The organism is Streptomyces sp. NPDC002671, assembly GCF_053592475.1.
Window position 1 is genome coordinate 181,615 of record NZ_JBSFVU010000017.1, and the last position, 14,961, is coordinate 196,575.

General features: G+C 71.1%; 15 protein-coding genes. 6 read left to right on the top strand and 9 right to left on the bottom strand.

The features are described 5' to 3' along the window. Window positions 1–28 precede the first annotated feature (28 nt). On the bottom strand, window positions 29–634 hold the full coding sequence (locus tag ACWD35_RS26065; RefSeq protein ID WP_451353710.1) for an HAD family acid phosphatase: 606 nt from the start codon (window positions 632–634) through the stop codon (window positions 29–31). A 363-nt stretch (window positions 635–997) separates the two neighbouring features. On the opposite strand from ACWD35_RS26065, the gene ACWD35_RS26070 reads away from it, so the two are divergent. Next, window positions 998–1,549 (top strand): M23 family metallopeptidase, encoded by a 552-nt coding sequence (locus ACWD35_RS26070; RefSeq protein WP_451353711.1) that lies wholly within the window; start codon window positions 998–1,000, stop codon window positions 1,547–1,549. A gap of 27 nt (window positions 1,550–1,576) precedes the next feature. On the opposite strand, the gene ACWD35_RS26075 is transcribed toward ACWD35_RS26070, so the two are convergent. Further along, on the bottom strand, window positions 1,577–2,176 hold the full coding sequence (locus tag ACWD35_RS26075; RefSeq protein WP_451353712.1) for a TetR/AcrR family transcriptional regulator: 600 nt from the start codon (window positions 2,174–2,176) through the stop codon (window positions 1,577–1,579). Between the two features lie 238 nt (window positions 2,177–2,414). Between ACWD35_RS26075 and ACWD35_RS26080 the strand changes: the two genes are divergently transcribed. After that, a complete protein-coding gene (locus ACWD35_RS26080; RefSeq protein ID WP_451353748.1) occupies window positions 2,415–3,962 on the top strand; it encodes an MDR family MFS transporter in 1,548 nt (515 codons plus the stop codon). Window positions 3,963–4,043: 81 nt separating this feature from the next. Here the strand turns inward: ACWD35_RS26080 and cseC are convergent, their stop codons facing one another. The 5 genes from cseC to ACWD35_RS26105 form a co-directional block, all read right to left on the bottom strand. Then, entirely contained in the window at window positions 4,044–5,402 is a 1,359-nt protein-coding gene (gene cseC, locus ACWD35_RS26085; protein ID WP_451353713.1) for a two-component system sensor histidine kinase CseC, read from the bottom strand. A 13-nt stretch (window positions 5,403–5,415) separates the two neighbouring features. Continuing rightward, window positions 5,416–6,123 carry a two-component system response regulator CseB gene (gene cseB, locus ACWD35_RS26090; RefSeq protein ID WP_451353714.1) on the bottom strand — a complete coding sequence of 236 codons (708 nt, stop codon included), beginning with the start codon at window positions 6,121–6,123 and terminating at the stop codon, window positions 5,416–5,418. 67 nt (window positions 6,124–6,190) lie between these two features. Next, window positions 6,191–6,802, bottom strand: coding sequence for a hypothetical protein (locus ACWD35_RS26095; protein WP_451353715.1), 612 nt, complete (start codon window positions 6,800–6,802; stop codon window positions 6,191–6,193). 35 nt (window positions 6,803–6,837) lie between these two features. Continuing rightward, window positions 6,838–7,377, bottom strand: a complete 540-nt coding sequence (locus ACWD35_RS26100; RefSeq protein ID WP_451353716.1) for a SigE family RNA polymerase sigma factor — start codon at window positions 7,375–7,377, stop codon at window positions 6,838–6,840. A 267-nt stretch (window positions 7,378–7,644) separates the two neighbouring features. Further along, the gene (locus tag ACWD35_RS26105; protein ID WP_451353717.1) at window positions 7,645–8,520 is read right to left on the bottom strand and encodes an A/G-specific adenine glycosylase; all 876 of its coding nucleotides are present in this window, start codon (window positions 8,518–8,520) and stop codon (window positions 7,645–7,647) included. A gap of 211 nt (window positions 8,521–8,731) precedes the next feature. On the opposite strand from ACWD35_RS26105, the gene ACWD35_RS26110 reads away from it, so the two are divergent. After that, the gene (locus tag ACWD35_RS26110; protein ID WP_451353718.1) at window positions 8,732–9,565 is read left to right on the top strand and encodes a hypothetical protein; all 834 of its coding nucleotides are present in this window, start codon (window positions 8,732–8,734) and stop codon (window positions 9,563–9,565) included. A gap of 7 nt (window positions 9,566–9,572) precedes the next feature. On the opposite strand, the gene disA is transcribed toward ACWD35_RS26110, so the two are convergent. Both disA and radA read right to left on the bottom strand, forming a co-directional pair. Beyond that, complete coding sequence (gene disA, locus ACWD35_RS26115; protein ID WP_451353719.1) at window positions 9,573–10,697, bottom strand: DNA integrity scanning diadenylate cyclase DisA; 1,125 nt, start codon at window positions 10,695–10,697, stop codon at window positions 9,573–9,575. Between the two features lie 80 nt (window positions 10,698–10,777). After that, entirely contained in the window at window positions 10,778–12,187 is a 1,410-nt protein-coding gene (gene radA / locus ACWD35_RS26120) for a DNA repair protein RadA (RefSeq protein WP_451353720.1), read from the bottom strand. A gap of 172 nt (window positions 12,188–12,359) precedes the next feature. Here radA and ACWD35_RS26125 point away from each other — a divergent pair, with 172 nt between their 5' ends. The 3 genes from ACWD35_RS26125 to ACWD35_RS26135 are packed head-to-tail and all read left to right on the top strand — an operon-like array spanning window position 12,360 to window position 14,961. Then, the gene (locus ACWD35_RS26125) at window positions 12,360–12,818 is read left to right on the top strand and encodes a hypothetical protein (protein ID WP_451353721.1); all 459 of its coding nucleotides are present in this window, start codon (window positions 12,360–12,362) and stop codon (window positions 12,816–12,818) included. Continuing rightward, window positions 12,815–13,894: a hypothetical protein gene (locus ACWD35_RS26130; RefSeq protein WP_451353722.1), complete on the top strand. Its 1,080-nt coding sequence runs from the start codon at window positions 12,815–12,817 to the stop codon at window positions 13,892–13,894. The genes ACWD35_RS26125 and ACWD35_RS26130 overlap by 4 nt, the downstream gene beginning before the upstream one ends. 2 nt (window positions 13,895–13,896) lie before the next feature. Then, window positions 13,897–14,961 carry an AAA family ATPase gene (locus ACWD35_RS26135; protein ID WP_451353723.1) on the top strand — a complete coding sequence of 355 codons (1,065 nt, stop codon included), beginning with the start codon at window positions 13,897–13,899 and terminating at the stop codon, window positions 14,959–14,961.

Genomic DNA, 14,961 nt, shown 5'->3' on the forward strand with positions numbered 1-14,961 from the left:
GAGCCTAACCTGCGGATTCAGCCGTGCGTCAGGACAACTGCCCGTTGTAGTCCGGCAGCTTGAACGTCTTCTCGGCGTGGCCACCGGAGAGGTCGGTGGCGCTGTTGCCGATGTTCGCGATGATCGTGTAGCCCTTGTTCTCGATGTCGACGCGCTGGGCGGTCTTGTAGGCGGCGACGTCCTTGAAGAGGTCGAACAGGCCGCGGACGTAGAGACCGGAGACGTCGTAGCCGTCGTACTCGAGGTTGTACTCGGTGGGCCAGTAGATGATCCCCGGGCGGGCCGTGACGAAGAAGATCGAGACCCCGTGCTCCTGGGCGTACTTGGCGACGTCCAGCACGGGCTTGTTGGCCGGCTGCGGGTAGCTGAAGCCGAAGTCGGTCTCCAAGGTGGTGTTGTCGATGTCGAAGACGATCGCCTGCTTCTCGCCGGGCTTGGCGTCCTCGATGCGCTCCTTGAGGTACGGCAGCGCCTGGTTCATGACCGCCGTGCAGTCCTTCTGCCAGGTGGCGTAGTCGACCTTCGCGGCGGTGCTGTCCGCCGTCGCGGCCTGGGCCGGGGCGGCCATCGCGGCCAGGGCGGCCACGGAGACGGCGGTCGCGGATATGCGGAGCGCCCAGGGGCGTGTGGTCATCGGTGGGGGGTCCTCTCACGTCGTACACGTGCCTGCTTGTCAGGCGCATGATCTGAGGCGATGGTGGCGTGAAGGGAACCGTAAGGTTACTGAACGGTAGGTGGACAGGGGTGTGCGTCACATTTATGCGCGCTGAGGTTTGCGGTGCAGGTGATATGGCGCACAGGCGATATGTCCGTTACGACCCTTGATAGTGGTGCATTTGCGCAGATGTCCGCCCCTGGTTCCGTGGTCATCTACTACCGGGTGCCGTAAATGAGGGGGGTTGGGCGCGGACGGGGGGCTGGGTTACCAAGGGATGGCCACCGCGGCGAACTTCTTTACGCCAGGTGGCCGATCTGTCCCCGAACCCATGAGGTCTCCATGTTCAAGCGCTTCACGTCCCGCTCTTCCCGTACGTCCTCGCTCTCCACCCGCGTGGCCGTCCTGGCCGCCGGAGTCGGGGCCACGGCCGTGGTGGGAACCGGGATCGCGAGCGCTGCCGCGCCGTCCTCCACCGCCTGGGTCGACCCGGTGAAGAAGTACACGCTCTCCGCGGGCTTCGACCAGGCCGGCAGCCACTGGATCCACAAGCACAGCGGCCAGGACTTCGCCGTCCCGACCGGCACCGAGGTCGTCGCCGCGCACGGCGGCACCGTCGTCAAGGCCGGCCCCAACGGCGCCGGCGACGGCCCCGCGTACGGCAATGCCATCGTCATCAAGCACGGGAACGGCATCTACTCGCAGTACGCGCACCTGTCCCGGGTCGACATCCGGATCGGCCAGGTCGTGAAGACCGGCCAGCACATCGCGCTGTCCGGCAGCACCGGCAACTCCACCGGCCCGCACCTGCACTTCGAGATCCGCAAGACGCCCGACTACGGCTCCGCGGTCGACCCGGTCGCCTTCATGCGCGCCCAGGGCGTGAAGGTCTGACCCAGGTGATCCGGCAGTCCTTGCGGACTAACGGTCCTTGTGGGCGCCCTCGTACGCCTGCGTGACGAGGTCCACGGCGACTTCGAGAACGGCCTCGCGCCGCTTCTCGGGGTCGCCTTCGATGTCCTGCATCACGAACATCCCCGCGTGCATCGTGAAGATGGCGCTGACGAAGCGGACCTGTTCGACGAGGGGGGCCCCGGGCTCGATGATGATGTCCCTCAGGCGGCGCACCAGATCCTTGAAGGTGTCGCCGATGCGCAGTTCCCGCACCGTCGCCTGGTTCTCCTGCATGAACCGGAAGAGCGGCTCGGCGCCCGTCAGGGCCTTGCTGTAGCGCCGGATGATCTCCTGCTTGGCCTCCAGCGTGTGCGGCTGGTGCCGGCCCCACTCGATCACGGCCTCGATCGGTCCGGTCAGATCCTCGAAGAGGCTGACGACGATCTCTTCCTTGGTCTTGAAGTGGTAGTACAGGGCCGCCTTGGTGACGTCGAGGCGCTCGGCGATCTCGCGCAGCGAGGTCTTCTCGTACCCCTGCTCGGCGAAGAGTTCGAGCGCGACGTCCTGGATGCGCTGACGCGTGTTGCCGCGTCGCTGCTGCTTGATGCCGTCCATGGTGCCGCTCATTCTCGTACTCCTCGCCCCCCGAGGTAATGCGCTTGACGCCCCGAAAATACTTACTTGACGCCCGGCTAGTTACAGGTCTACCGTCCCAAGTGTAGTCAACTAGCCGGGCGTCAAGTAAGTGGCGCTGCGGGGGGAGTCGAAAATGGCGGACACGCTGACGGGCGCGGCGGAAAGCGCCCCCGAGGCCGAGGAGCCCAGGGCCGCGCACGTGGCAGAACCCAAGGGCACGGGCCGGGACATGGGCGAGAAGAAGCCCCGGAGCGTACGGGTCGTCGTGCTCGCGCTCATGATCGCGATGATGCTCGCGATGCTCGACAACATGATCGTGGGCACGGCGATGCCGACGATCGTCGGCGAGCTGGGCGGCCTGGAGCACCTGTCCTGGGTGGTCACCGGCTACACCCTGGCCACCGCGGCCTCCACCCCGCTCTGGGGCAAGATCGGTGACATGTACGGGCGCAAGGGCGCCTTCCTCACCTCCATTGTGATCTTCCTGGTCGGTTCGGCGCTGAGCGGCATGGCGCAGAACATGGGCCAGCTCATCGGCTTCCGGGCCGTGCAGGGTCTCGGCGCCGGCGGTCTGATGGTCGGCGTGATGGCGATCATCGGTGACCTGGTCCCGCCCCGCGAGCGCGGCAAGTTCCAGGGTCTGATGGCCGGTGTCATGGCGCTCGCCATGATCGGCGGCCCGCTGGTCGGCGGCACCATCACCGACAACTGGGGCTGGCGCTGGGCCTTCTACATCAACCTGCCGCTCGGCGTGGTCGCGCTCGCGCTGGTCACCGTGGTGCTCCAGCTGCCGAAGAAGCGCTCCAAGGCGCGCGTCGACTACCTGGGCGCCGCGCTGCTGACCCTCGGCATCACCTCGATCGTGCTGGTCACCACCTGGGGCGGCAGCGAGTACGCCTGGACGTCCGCGCGGATCATGGAGCTGATCAGCATCGGCGTGGCCTCGCTGGTCGGGTTCGTGTTCTGGCAGACCAAGGCCGTGGAGCCGGTGCTGCCGCTGCACATCTTCCGCAGCCGCAACTTCACCCTGATGTCCGTCATCGGCTTCATGACCGGCTTCGTGATGTTCGGCGCCACGCTGTTCCTGCCGCTGTACCAGCAGTCCGTGCAGGGCGCGTCCGCCACCAACTCGGGTCTGCTGCTCCTGCCGATGCTCGGCGCGATGCTCGTCACCTCGATGATCGCCGGGCGCGTCACCACCGGCACCGGCCGCTACAAGGTGTTCCCGATCGTCGGCGGCGCCCTGATGATCGGGGGCGCGTACCTGCTGTCGCTGATGGACACCGGGACCACCCGCTTCACGTCCGGTCTCTACATGGCCGTGCTGGGCGCCGGCATGGGCTGCCTGATGCAGGTCACCATGCTGGTCGCGCAGAACAGCGTGGAGATGAAGGACATGGGCGTGGCGTCCTCCTCGGCCACCCTGTTCCGTACGCTCGGCTCCTCCTTCGGTGTGGCCATCATGGGCGCGCTGTTCAACAACCGGGTCAAGGACGTCATGGCCGAGCGGGCCGGCACGATGGGCAAGGGCATCACCGAGAAGTCGGCCCAGCTGGACGCGGCCCACCTGGCCAAGCTGCCGCCGCAGATCCGGGACGCCTACCAGCACGCGGTGTCAGCCGGTACGCACTCGGCGTTCCTGCTCGGCGCGGTGATCGCGGTGTCGGTCCTGGCCGCGGCGCTGTTCGTGAAGGAGGTCCCGCTGCGCAGCGGGCCCCAGAAGCCGTCGGAGGACGGCGCGGACGTCGCTCCGATGCAGGTGGTCGAGGCGGTCTGAGCCGCACCTGAACCGAACTGAAGGCCCCCGGTCGGTGTCCGCCCCGGGGGTCTTCGGCTTTTTCAGCCGGTGTCCCTGGTTTCAGCCGATGTCCGCGGACAGCGGCAGTATCGGGTAGCTGCCGGTGTCCGTCGGGGCGTGTTCGGGGAGCCAGAGCACGGCCACCGCGCCCTCGGCGGGGAGGTGGTCGGGGGTGCCGGCGGGGCGGATGTTGCGGAAGGTGAGGCGGGCGCCGAGGACGCGGGCCTGGCCGGCCGCGATGGTCAGGCCCAGGCCGTGGCCCTGCCCGGAGCGGTCCTTGCTGCCGGTGCGGAAGCGGCTCGGGCCCTCGGCCAGCAGCTCCTCGGGGAAGCCGGGGCCGTGGTCGCGGACCCGGATGACCCGGCCCTCGACGGTGACCTCTATGGGCGGCTTGCCGTGCCGGGCGGCGTTGGCGAGCAGGTTGAACAGCACGCGCTCCAGGCGGCGCGGGTCGGTGGTGACCTCCGACTCGTGCACCACCCGTACGTCGATGTCCGGGTCCTTGGCGGCGACGCGCCGGGCGACGAACTCGCCCAGCATGAGGTCCTGCAGCTCGGCCCGCTCGGAGGCGCTGTCGAGGCGGGCGACCTCCAGCACGTCCTCGACCAGGGTGCGCATCGCCTTCGCCCGGTCCAGGACCAGTTCCGTGGGGCGGCCGGGGGGCAGGAGTTCCGCGGCCGTGAGCAGGCCTGTCACCGGGGTGCGCAGTTCGTGCGCGATGTCGGCGGTGACCCGCCGCTCGGCCTCCAGGCGCTGTTGCAGCGCGTCCGCCATGGCGTCGACGGCGCGCGCGAGATCGTCGGTCTCGTCCCGTACGACCCCGCCGATGGCCTCCCGCACCCGGACCTCGGTCTCGCCGTTGGCGACCTGGTTCGCGGCTGCCGCCGCCTTGCGCAGCCGGCGCGACAGCTGCCCGCCGATCAGCACGCCGAGCGCGCTGCCGCCCAGTACGACCGCGATGGAGCCGATGACGAGGGCCTGGTCGAGGTCCCGCATCACGTCCGCGCTGCGGTTCGGGAAGTGGCTGTGCAGGGACAGCACATGGCCGTCCTTGGCCGGTACGGCCGCCCAGATGTCCGGGGACGAACCGGGGTGCTCCGAGACGTCGCTGGCCCGGCGGCCCCCCTCGACCTTCTCGCGCAGCGCGGGCGGCAGCTCGGGGTCGTCGATCTTGATGTTGGGGAAGTTCGGGCGCCCGGACAGCTCGTAGTTGCGCTGCGCGATCTGCACCCGCTCGTTGGCCAGGTCGCGCGCGTTGTCCAGCATCGAGACGCGCGCCGCGTTGTGCACGACCAGGCTCAGTGCGATCGCCACCAGCCCGGCGACCAGAGCGATCGCCGCGCTGAGCTTCCATCTCAGCCCGGTGTGCAGGCCCGCGCGCTCCATGCTGCGGACCGGGTGCCGAAGTATCCCCCGCATCATGCCGCCCCGCTCAGGCCTTCAACTTGTAGCCGAAGCCGCGGACCGTCTCGATCCGGTCCTGGCCGATCTTCTGGCGCAGCCGCTGCACATGGACGTCGACGACCCGGGTGTCCCCGCCCCAGCCGTAGTCCCACACGCGCTCCAGCAGCTTGTCGCGGGAGAGCACGGTGCCCGGCGCCGAGGAGAACTCCAGCAGCAGCCGCATCTCGGTCGGGGTGAGCGCGACCGTCCGCCCGGCCCGGCGCACCTCCATGCCCTCGGTGTCGATCTCCAGGTCGCCGAAGGTCAGCAGGCCGCCGTTCACCTCCGTACCGGGATCCGCCGGCTGCGCGGCCCCGCCGGCCGCGTGCCCGAAGCGGCGCAGCACCGCGCGGATCCGGGCGACCAGGACGGCACCGTCGAACGGCTTGGTCACATAGTCGTCGGCGCCCGCCTCCAGGCCGAGGACGACGTCGATGGAGTCGGCACGTGCGGAGAGCATGATCACCGGCACGGTGGACTCGTCGCGGATACGACGGCACAGGCTGACCCCGTCCAGGCCCGGCACCATGACGTCCAGCAGCGCGATGTCGGGGCGGTCGGCCCGGAACGCCTCCAGGCCGGACAGCCCGTCGGGCATGGCGGTGACCGCGAAGCCGACCCGCTCCAGGGCGAGCTGGGTGGCCTCGCGGATGACGTCGTCGTCCTCGACGAACAGGACGTGGGTCTGGTCAGCCATCCCGGTGCTCTCAGTCTTCGTGTGCTGGTGGTCGGTGTGTGCTGGTGGTCGGTGTGCGCGGGGCCGGTCAGTTGTCCGGCGCGGGGGCCGCGTTCACGCCGGCCTTGCCGTAGTCCGTGCGGTGGGTGTGCTTCGCGAAGAAATGTCCCGCTCTCGCGCTCCAGTCGTAGGTGATCACGTTCTCGGTGGACGGGTTCGACATCTGATCGTCGGTGTCGTACACCTGCTGGGTCACGGTCAGCTCGGCCCCGTCTATCTCCGCGTAGACCGGGGACTCCTCGGCCTTGAACACATTTTTGTACGCGCCGTCCTCGTCCCGGTACACATACGCCCCGATGCCGACCTGGTCGCCGCAGCTCACCACGTTGACGAGGACGTCGTTCACGGGTCCGCCGGTCAGGTCGCCGTAGGTGACGTTCACCGGGTATCCGTCCTCGCCGCTGCACGGCTTCAGCTCGCGCTTGATCGCCGGGGAGACCGCCGGATCCTGCCGCAGCAGCGCCAGGGCGTTCACCTGCCGGTAGCTCTCGGTGGGGCTCGGCGAGGGCGCGGCGACGGCGCCCTTCATCGCGGAGGCGTGCGCCGGGCCCTCGTCCCGGGCGCCGGTGCCGCCGGTGCTGCACGCGGCGACGAAAAGGGCGAGGGCGATGACCGAGGCCGCAGCCGCGATCACCGCCATAGAACTCTCTCGGGCCCCACTGGGCCCGGCCCCGGTCAGGCCGCGCAACGCTCCCGCTCCTCACGCTCCAGCGCGCGTGCGTCCAGATCGCGGGCCTCCAGCTCCTCGCGGAGCCGGGCGAGCGCCCGGTGCAGCGTGCTCTTGACCGTACCGGCCGACATGCCGAGGGCGGCGGCCGTCTCCTCCGTGGACATCTGCTCCCAGTGTCGCAGCACGACGACGCTGCGCTGCTTCGGAGCCAGCACCTTCAGGATGTCCATGAGGAGCGCGCGGTCCGCGTGCTGCTCGGTGGCGTCGTCGACCGGCGCCTCGGGCAGCTGCTCGGTGGGGACCTCCTCCAGCTTGCGCGCCCGCCACCACTCGGTCCGCGTGTTGATCATGACACGGCGCAGGTAGGCGTCGGCAAGCCGCTTGTCCGCGATGCCCTCCCAGCGGCCGTACGTCCGCACGAGCGCGGTCTGCAGCAGATCCTGGGCGTCGACGGGGTCCGGCACCAGCCGCCTGGCGCTGCGCAGCAGCGCGTCCTGCCGAGTGCGGACATACTCCTCGAATTCGAGCACCTCGCCCTGCGCCATGATCAACCGCCTCCGTTCCCCGTGTTCTCCGGCTCATGCCTGAAGCCCTGCTGCTGTGCCGGTGGTCCGCCGGCACGCACAAGAAGCTACGGAGCTGTTGTCACGGCGTTGTCCGAGGCAGCCTGCGGCTGGCAATCGGCTGTCCGTCGGTTGTGTAACGGAAGTAGGTCCTGGGTAAGGGGGCGGTTATCTTTGCCCCTTTATGGTGCGTTTTGCCGGGTGAGGTGTTCTGTAACGGAGGCCGTTCCGCTGTGACTTGGCAGTGCGTCAGGTGAGCGGCAGCCGATAGCGCCCGCCCGGCAGCGGCTCCACCAGACCGTCCGTCACGAGCCCGTCGAGCGCGCGGGCGCGCTGCACCGGCTCGTGCCAGACCCGGTCCAGCACCGCCTGCGGCACCGGCGTGTGCGCCTCCCGCAGTACGGCGAGCAGCTTGCCGCGCACCTGGCGGTCGGTACCGGCGTACGTCTGTCCGCGGCGCGGCGGCCCCTCGTGCTCCGGCTTGCCGGCCAGCCGCCAGGCGCACTGCGCGGCGATCGGGCAGCGCGCGCACTCCTCGTTCTTCGCCGTGCACACCAGCGCGCCCAGCTCCATGGAGGCCGCGGCCCAGCGGGCGGCCGTCCCCTCGTCCTCGGGCAGCAGCTCGCGGGCGAGCCTGCGCTCGGCGGCCGTGGTCGCGTTCGGCGGGTACTGCACCCCGGTCACCGCCCGCGCGAAGACCCGGCGGACGTTGGTGTCCAGCACCGGGTGCCGCTGCCCGTACGCGAACGAGGCCACCGCGGCTGCCGTGTACTCGCCGATGCCGGGCAGGGCCAGCAACTGCGCGTGGTCCGTCGGTACGTCCCCGCCGTGCCGTTCCGTTATGGCCACCGCGGCGCCGTGCAGACGCAGTGCGCGGCGCGGATAGCCGAGCCGGCCCCAGGCGCGGACCGCCTCGCCCGGCGGCTCCTTCGCGAGGTCGGCGGGGCGCGGCCAGCGGGACAGCCACTGCTCGTAGACCGGCAGGACCCGGCTGACCGGAGTCTGCTGGAGCATGAACTCGCTGACCATCACCCCCCACGGGCCCGCTTCCGGGCGGCGCCAGGGGAGGTCGCGGGCGTGGGTGTCGAACCAGGCGATCACGGGGGTGTGGAGCTTCTCAGTCATGGCCTTCCGATCCTGCCACGACTGGGGCGGGCCCGGCCGTGGCGGCGCGGCGGCGTGGTGACATCGCGGTCACTGAATGTGATCACGGATGGCGATCACGGGTGAAGGTGCCTGACTGTCACGGAAGTTGCCGGGATGATGATCCGGAAAAGTTGGGGTCCGGGCGGCGGGTGGCGCAAGACAGCGCGCCGATCTCTCGTACAGTTTGCGCGTGGGTTCTCTGCGCAATCCGGTCGGGCCGCTTCCCTCCTCCATCTACTGGCGAAGGAGGGCCGTAATGCTGTCGGTGGTCGCCGTGTTGGCGCTGCTGGTCACCTGGATCGTCACGGCCGGCGGCGGGGGTGGCAAGAAGAACGCGGGCGCGTCCAACGGCAAGAATCCCGCACCCACGATCACTCCAGGTCCGTCCGTCTCCGGGCCCGCCATCAGCCAACACCCGGGCGGGAGCGACGAGTCGGGCGGCTCCGGTGGTTCCGGTGACGGTTCGTCCGGCTCCGACGGCGGTTCCGGCTCCGAGGACACGGGCGGTTCCAGTGACGGCTCGTCCAGCTCGGGCGGGGACTCCGGCTCCGGCGGGGGCTCCGGCTCCGGCGGGACCGGCGTCGGGGCCGCCGACGCGCTGCCCACGTCCTCCTCGCTGCCCGACTGCACCGCCGGGGCAGTCGCGTTGAACCTGCGCAGTCTGCACAACTCGTTCTCGCCGGACCAGGTGCCGACCTTCCAACTCACCGCGAAGAACACGTCGTCCGGGGACTGCAAGGTCGATCTCGGGCCGAAGAGTGCGGTGTTGACGATCACGCCGACGGATGGTGGCGACACGTTCTGGTCGTCGGCCGACTGTCCGCAGGGGCCCGGGAGCCTGATGTTCCGGGTGCCGGCGGGGGAGAGCATCACGTACACGGTGAAGTGGGACCGGAAGCCGAGTGCTCCGCACTGCGCGAAGCCCTCCGGGGGTTCGGCGAAGACGGGTACGACGTATCTGCTGGAGGCGAAGGCACCGGGGTTCACGAAGACCCAGGCGTCGTTCGTACTGTCGGCCGACTAGCCCCGAATCAGACGTACCGCTCCAGGATCGACGACTCGGCCAGCCGCGACAGGCCCTCGCGGACGCTCCTCGCCCGAGCCTCTCCGACGCCGTCCACAGTCTGCAGGTCATCCACACTCGCAGCGAGCAGCTTCTGCAGGCCGCCGAAGTGTTCCACCAGGCGGTCGATGATCGCGCCCGGGAGCCGGGGGACCTTGGCGAGCAGGCGGAAGCCGCGCGGGGACACCGCGGAGTCGAGGGTCTCGGGGGAGCCGGTGTAGCCCAGCGCACGCGCCACCGTGCCCATTTCCAGGAGCTCGGCGTGGGTGAGTGCGTCCAGTTCGGAGAGGGCCTCTTCGACCGTGCGGGAACGCTTTGCCGTCGGCTCGGGGACGTAGTCCCGCACGACCAGTTCGCGGTCGGGCTCCACGCCGGCGATCAACTCCTCCAGCTGGAGCGCCAGAAGACGGCCGTCGGTGCCCAGTTCGACCACGTATTCGGCGATTTCGGTGGCGATGCGGCGGACCATCTCCAGCCGCTGGGCCACCGCGGAGACGTCCCGGACCGTGACCAGGTCCTCGATCTCCAGCGCGGACAGCGTGCCCGCGACCTCGTCCAGGCGGAGCTTGTACCGCTCCAGCGTGGCCAGCGCCTGGTTCGCGCGGGAGAGGATCGCGGCCGAGTCCTCCAGGACCCGCCGCTGACCGTCGACGTAGAGGGCGATCAGACGCATGGACTGGGAGACCGAGACGACAGGGAAGCCGACCTGCTTGCTCACCCGGTCCGCCGTGCGGTGCCGCGTGCCCGTCTCCTCCGTGGGGATCGTCGGGTCCGGGACCAGCTGCACGCCCGCGCGCAGGATCTTCGACAGGTCCGACGACAGCACTATGCCGCCGTCCAGCTTGCACAGCTCCCGCAGCCGGGTCGCGGTGAACTCGACGTCCAGGACGAAACCGCCCGTGCACATCGCCTCGACCGTCTTGTCGGAGCCGAGGACGATGAGCCCGCCGGTGTTGCCGCGCAGGACCCGCTCCAGGCCGTCGCGCAACGGCGTACCAGGAGCCACGGCGCTCAGCGAGGCGCGCATCAGGCGATCGGAACCGGCACTCCCACCGGACTTTCCGGGAGCCGTTGCCCGGTCGTTGGCTGCCACTGCACTCCTCCGGTCGCAGGTTCTGACGCGCCCCCGCTACCGCACGCGGTTCGTACGGACGGGCGAGACCTGGGCAAAGTCTACCGGCGCTCCTCCGGCTCCCGCGGGGCCTCTCGGCGACGGGAGCGCGGCAGCACCCTGAGCGCGTCCCCCATGTCGGCGACTTCCATGACCTTCATCCCGGGCGGGACCTTGCCCGGATCGCCCGGCACCAGTGCGTGCGTGAAGCCCAGCCGGTGCGCCTCGGCGAGCCTGCGCTGCACGCCCGTGACCCGTCTCACCTCGCCCGCGAGGCCCACCTCACCGATGGCCACCAGGTTCTTGGGCAGCGGGGTGTCGCTGGCCGCCGAGGCGAGGGCGAGGGCGATCGCCAGGTCGGCGGCCGGCTCCGACAGCTTCACGCCGCCCACCGTCGCGGAGTAGATGTCCCGCTTGCCGAGCGCGCTGATCCGGCCGCGCTGCTCCAGCACCGCGAGCATCATCGACACGCGGGAGGTCTCCAGGCCCGAGGTGGTGCGGCGCGGGGAGGGGATCTGGGAGTCCACGGTCAGCGCCTGCACCTCCGCGACCAGCGGGCGGCGGCCCTCCAGGGTGACCGTCAGGCAGGTGCCGGGGACCGGTTCGTCGCGCCGGGTCAGGAAGAGCCCGCTGGGGTCGGCGAGGCCCGTGATGCCCTCGTCGTGCAGCTCGAAGCAGCCGACCTCGTCCGTGGCGCCGTAGCGGTTCTTCACGCCCCGGACCAGACGCAGGCGCGCGTGCCGGTCGCCCTCGAAATGCAGGACGACGTCCACCAGGTGTTCCAGGAGGCGGGGGCCCGCGATCGCGCCGTCCTTGGTGACGTGGCCCACGAGGAGCGTGGACATCCCGCGCTCCTTGGACGCGCGGATCAGCGCCCCGGCCACCTCCCGCACCTGGGCCATGCCGCCGGGCGCGCCGTCGATCTCCGGGGAGGCCACCGTCTGCACCGAGTCGAGGATCAGCAGCGACGGCTTGACCTCGTCCAAGTGGCCGAGGACGGCGGCCAGATCGGTCTCGGCGGCCAGGTACAGGTGGTCGTGCAGGGCACCGATGCGGTCGGCGCGCAGCCGCACCTGGCTCGCCGACTCCTCGCCGGTCACGTACAGGGTGGGGCGCTCCGCGCTCGCCGCCTTGGCCGCCACGTCCAGCAGCAGGGTGGACTTGCCGACGCCGGGCTCGCCCGCGATCAGCACGACCGCGCCGGGCACCAGACCGCCGCCGAGCACCCGGTCCAGCTCCGGCACGCCGGTGGCGCGGGCGGTGGCCTGGCGGCCGTCGACCTGGCTGATGGGCAGCGCGGACGTCGTCACGCGGCCCGGGGTCGTCGTACGCACCGCGGGCGCGCCGTACTCCTCGACCGTGCCCCAGGCCTGGCACTCGGGACACCGCCCGAGCCACTTGGCCGTCTGCCAGCCGCACTCCGTGCAGCGGTAGGACGGGCGGTCCTTGGTGGTCTTGGAACGGGCAGCCATGCGGAAACCGTAGCCGAGCCCACTGACAACGCCTCGGCTGTGCGGGTGAGGCGCGGCCCTCGGATTGGGGCAATGCGCCTTCCCCGGGCGGGGGATCTCCCTACAATCGGCGCTGCAGAACTCCACGTCGGGGCGGTCGTGGAGCGGCCCACAGCAGGGGGCGGAGGGGCACGTGCCGGGCGACGAGGACCGGATCGCGTATGCGCGCGAGGTCTATGGCGGACTTCTCGACCCCGGCTTGACCACGTACCAGAACTCCCTCCGTGTCGACCCTGATGAGGAGCGCGCCCCCGTGGTCGCGCAGCTCCTCGAATCGCTCTTCAGGGCCGACCCCGGCTGCCGGGGCGTCGCCCTCCTGCTCAAAGGGCAGCCTGAAGACACCGCACTGATCGGGATCAGCGGGCGCACGCGTCTGTGGCGGGCCCAAGAGACCGCCGCGCCCCCCGCCCCCGCACCCGCCCCCGAGTTAGGCGCCGGCGACCGGGCCGGCCTGCTCGGCGTGTCCACGCAGTACCGCGCCCTGCAGTTCGTGTGCCGGGTGTGCGGGGCCCGGAAGGCGACCGCCTACTACGACGTCCGGGAGCTGCCCGGGTGCCCGAACGGCCACGGCGTCATGGAGCTGGTGCGATGAAGCTGAACGACGCGCTGCAGCCGCCGTCCGGGCTCGGGAGCGGGCGGCGCTTCTACCAGGTGGGATACCTGCCGACGTACGCCGCCGTCTTCTACATCCTCCTGCTGGTCTGGGCCGGGGCCCGCGGCTGGAAGAGCCCGGCCGGAGGCCACCTGAGCACCGCGCGCGCGTGGAAGACCGCGGGCTCCCTGGGCGTGGGGCAGACGCTCCTGCTGCTGATCGGCGTCACGCTCGCCGCCGTCCTGCTCGCCCCGCTGCAGACCTCCCTGGTCCGGCTCCTCGAAGGGGGCTGGCCCGAGCGGCTGGGCTCGGGCTGGGCCCGCCGCCGTCAGCTGGCCCGCCGGGCGAAGTGGAAACGCCGGGCCGAGCTGCCCGCCATCGGGCCCGTCCCCCCTCCGCAGTCGCACGGCCTCCCCGCCCCCACCGCGCTCGCCCTCCCGCCCGACACAGTCCAGCGCGCCGGGGTCGCGGGCAGCGAACTGCGCCGCCGCTACCCCCTTCCCGACCACCTGGTGCGCCCCACCGCCCTCGGCAACGCGCTGGCCGCCGCCGAGGACACCGCGGGGCGGGAGTTCGGGTACGACGCGGTGGTCGCCTGGCCCCGGCTCTACCCGCTGCTCGGCGAGCAGACCCGGGCGATCGTGGACGACCGCCGGGACACCGTGGACGGCGCGGCCCGGATGGCCGCGACCGCGGCCGTCGCCGGCGTGGTCGCGGCCGTCCTGCTCGCCCGCACGGGCTGGGGGCTGCTGCTGGCCCTGATCCCCCTGGCGACGGCGTGGCTCGCCTACCGGGGCGCGGTGCAGGCGGCGCTCGCCTACGGGGAGTCCCTGCACGTGGCCTTCGACCTGCACCGGTTCGCGCTGCTGCGGGCCTTGGCCGTCGGACTCCCCGGGGCCCCGGCGGACGAACAGCGCGTCGCGGCGGCCTGGTGCGACCTGTGGCGCCAGGGCGTACCCCTGCCGCCCGGCTTCCAGTACACCCACGACTCGTCGGCCTCGGCGGACCCGCCTGGCGCGAACCAGGGCACGACCGGCGGACAGGCACGTGGACAGGCACGCGGACAGGGACAGTGATGATGGACGAGACGCCCGACACGGACGAGCGGGGCGAACACGTCGGGCACGACGACCACGGCCCGTCGGACGACCCGTGGGACGAGTACGCCCGCGAAGCCGCCGCCCAGGAGGCCGCCGCGCTCGCGACCGTCCTGCCGTACGACCTCATAGTCGGCCAGGAGGAACTGCGCACCGCGCTGGAGATCGCCTACGTCTGCCCGGCCGTCGGGGGCGTGCTCGCCACCGGCCAGCGCGGCACCGCCAAGACGACCACCGTGCGCGCCTTCACGAAGATGGCCGTCGGCGGGCTGCCCGTGACGATGCCGATCGGCGCCACCGACGACCGGGTGCTGGGCGGCTGGCGGATCAAAGAGCTGATGGGCGGCACCGCGCTCAGGTCCGAGGGGCTGCTGGTGCAGGCGTCCCGGTCCGAGGCCCGCATGCTGTACGTGGACGAGATCAACCTGCTCGACGACTACCTGGTCAACATCATCCTGGACGCCGCCTCCACCGGCATCCTCTCCCTGGAACGCGACCACCGCTCCGAGCAGACCCGGCACGTGGACTTCACGCTGGTGGGCACCATGAACCCGGACGAGGGCGGGCTGCGCCCCCAACTCCTCGACCGTTTCGGGCTGGTGGCCGTGGTGGAGTCCGAGAGCGACGCGCGGCAGCGGCGGCGGATCGTGGAGACCGTCCTGCGCTTCGAGGCCGAACGCGAGGACCCCGACTCGGAGTTCATAGCCGAGGCGCGCCGCGCGGACGCCGAGAAGCGGGCCACGCTCAACGCCGCGCGCGACCGCCTCGGCACCATCGCCTGCGGCCCCGACGTCTACGCCGGCTGCGCCGCACTCGCCGAGGGCTTCGGGCTCGCCGGTCACCGCGGGGAGATCGTCCTGCTGCGGGCCGCCCGCGCCCTCGCCGCGATCGAGGACGCCGGACAGGCCACCGTCGAGCACGTACGCCGGGTCGCCAAACCGGCCCTCGTCCACCGCCGCGGGCGGGGCGACACGGGCACCCTTCCGGCGTGGACCGAGGAGGACGACGTCCTGGTGTGGAACCTGCTCGTGGGCCCCGCGTTCTGA

Bases quoted from the DNA above. Each gene is read 5' to 3' on its own strand.
- cseC (WP_451353713.1), bottom strand. From the start codon at position 5,402: ATGCGGGGGATACTTCGGCACCCGGTCCGCAGCATGGAGCGCGCGGGC.
- ACWD35_RS26080 (WP_451353748.1), top strand. From the start codon at position 2,415: ATGGGCGAGAAGAAGCCCCGGAGCGTACGGGTCGTCGTGCTCGCGCTC.
- ACWD35_RS26075 (WP_451353712.1), bottom strand. From the start codon at position 2,176: ATGAGCGGCACCATGGACGGCATCAAGCAGCAGCGACGCGGCAACACG.
- ACWD35_RS26100 (WP_451353716.1), bottom strand. From the start codon at position 7,377: ATGGCGCAGGGCGAGGTGCTCGAATTCGAGGAGTATGTCCGCACTCGG.
- ACWD35_RS26130 (WP_451353722.1), top strand. From the start codon at position 12,815: ATGAAGCTGAACGACGCGCTGCAGCCGCCGTCCGGGCTCGGGAGCGGG.
- ACWD35_RS26095 (WP_451353715.1), bottom strand. From the start codon at position 6,802: ATGGCGGTGATCGCGGCTGCGGCCTCGGTCATCGCCCTCGCCCTTTTC.
- ACWD35_RS26135 (WP_451353723.1), top strand. From the start codon at position 13,897: ATGGACGAGACGCCCGACACGGACGAGCGGGGCGAACACGTCGGGCAC.
- ACWD35_RS26065 (WP_451353710.1), bottom strand. From the start codon at position 634: ATGACCACACGCCCCTGGGCGCTCCGCATATCCGCGACCGCCGTCTCC.
- ACWD35_RS26105 (WP_451353717.1), bottom strand. From the start codon at position 8,520: ATGACTGAGAAGCTCCACACCCCCGTGATCGCCTGGTTCGACACCCAC.
- cseB (WP_451353714.1), bottom strand. From the start codon at position 6,123: ATGGCTGACCAGACCCACGTCCTGTTCGTCGAGGACGACGACGTCATC.
- ACWD35_RS26070 (WP_451353711.1), top strand. From the start codon at position 998: ATGTTCAAGCGCTTCACGTCCCGCTCTTCCCGTACGTCCTCGCTCTCC.
- radA (WP_451353720.1), bottom strand. From the start codon at position 12,187: ATGGCTGCCCGTTCCAAGACCACCAAGGACCGCCCGTCCTACCGCTGC.